Origin of the sequence: Microbacterium sp. K35 (assembly GCF_004794375.1) — a bacterium.
Lineage (GTDB): Bacteria > Actinomycetota > Actinomycetes > Actinomycetales > Microbacteriaceae > Microbacterium > Microbacterium sufflavum.
On sequence record NZ_SSDM01000199.1, the window covers coordinates 1 to 1,425 of the forward strand.

Annotated in this window: 3 protein-coding genes; 1 reads left to right on the forward strand and 2 read right to left on the reverse strand. The window is 73.6% G+C overall.

The annotated features are described in order from the left end of the window. A partial coding sequence (locus DW299_RS07590; protein WP_446724791.1) for a putative immunity protein occupies positions 1-185 on the reverse strand: 185 nt, incomplete at its 3' end. Between the two features lie 20 nt (positions 186-205). Next, positions 206-646: a DUF6194 family protein gene (locus DW299_RS07595; protein ID WP_136036230.1), complete on the reverse strand. Its 441-nt coding sequence runs from the start codon at positions 644-646 to the stop codon at positions 206-208. Between the two features lie 61 nt (positions 647-707). Between DW299_RS07595 and DW299_RS07600 the strand changes: the two genes are divergently transcribed. Continuing rightward, on the forward strand, positions 708-1,425 hold a 718-nt coding region (locus tag DW299_RS07600; RefSeq protein ID WP_240745340.1), incomplete at its 3' end, for a MerR family transcriptional regulator.

Here is a 1,425-nt window from a genome sequence, read left to right on the forward strand (position 1 = left end):
CCCGCCACGAACCGCCGCCGGATCTCACCCGCGGCGGAGAGCTCCCCGCGCGCGAAGGCCCTGGTCCTGGCGATAGCGTCGCGCGGGCGGTCGTCGCCGGGGGCCTCCGCCTCGAACAGCGGCAGCACGCGGTCGGCGCAGTCCGCGGCCCACACGGCCACGGTCCGCCGCTGCCCCTCGGTCATGCCCTGAGCGGTGCCCACGGTCACCGCCCTCGGCGCTCGGCCCGGCGGCGGGCGGTGTCGTGTGCTTCGCGGAGCAGGTCGAGCACGGTGTCGGCGGTCCGCTCGCCCGGTTCGATCACGCAGACCCACCCCGCGTCGCCGTACAGCGGATGGCGGCGGAACACGTCGGACGCTGTCGGCTCGGGGTCGGACGGCACCAGGGCCGCGGCGCGCTCCCGGCCGACGTGGATGTTGACGCGGAACCGTCCGGTCGCGGTGAGGTCCGACGACGCGTCGTCCGGGTAGTCCTTCGTGATGATGGTGCCGAAGGGCTGCGTGCGCTCGGGCATCCGTCCGTCGGGGGCGAAGAAGAAGTAGGCGTCGCCCCACGACAGCTCAGGGAACTCGCTCCCCGGCTGCGGTGTCATGGCGAGCGCGCCGTCGAACGATCGCACGGCCTCGATGATCTGCTGTCTGTCCATGCTTCAATGGTCCGGTTGCAGTGCTTATGGAGACTTGGCTGCGGAGAACAGGGGGTTATGGGTGAGCAACCCTCCAGAGCGGGTCAGGAGCACGGCGGAGATCGGTCGGAGCGTCGGCTATTCGGTGCAGCAGGTCCGCGACCTGGAGCGGCTCGGCATCATTCCCCCGGCGGTCCGCGCGGCGAACGGCTACCGGCGCTACGGTGCACGGCACGAGACCGCGGCGCGGGCGTACCGGGAGCTGGCCGCGGCCATCGGTCCGGTGGCGGCCCGCGCGCTCATGCCGATGCTCATCCGGTCGTCGGTCGAACGGGCCGCCGAGCGCATCGATGCCCTCCACGCCGACCTCGCCGACGAGCGCACCCGGCTGCGGGAGGCGCTGCGCGGTCTGGAGGTCGCGGTGTCCGACGCCGACGACGTGTTCGACGACGCCGACGAGATGACGGTCGGTGAGCTCGCCCAGGCTCTCGGCGTGCGGACCTCGGCGCTGCGCCACTGGGAGCGCGAGGGGCTCATCCGCCCGATGCGCGACGGCAGGAGCGCCCGCCGCTACGGCTCGGGCGCGATCACCGAGGCCCGCGTGGTCGCCGCACTCCGGTCGGGCGGCTACGGGATCCCGGCCATCACCCGGATCCTGGAGGAGCTGCGGGCGCACGGCGAGAACGGAGGGCTGCAGAGCATCCTCGCCGCCCGGCTCGACGCCCTGACCCGCCGCAGCGTCGCGCTGCTGGCGGCGGCGGGCAGCCTGCATGCACTGCTCGCCGACACCGTGAGCGCGG

Bases quoted from the DNA above. Each gene is read 5' to 3' on its own strand.
- DW299_RS07595 (WP_136036230.1), bottom strand. From the start codon at position 646: ATGGACAGACAGCAGATCATCGAGGCCGTGCGATCGTTCGACGGCGCG.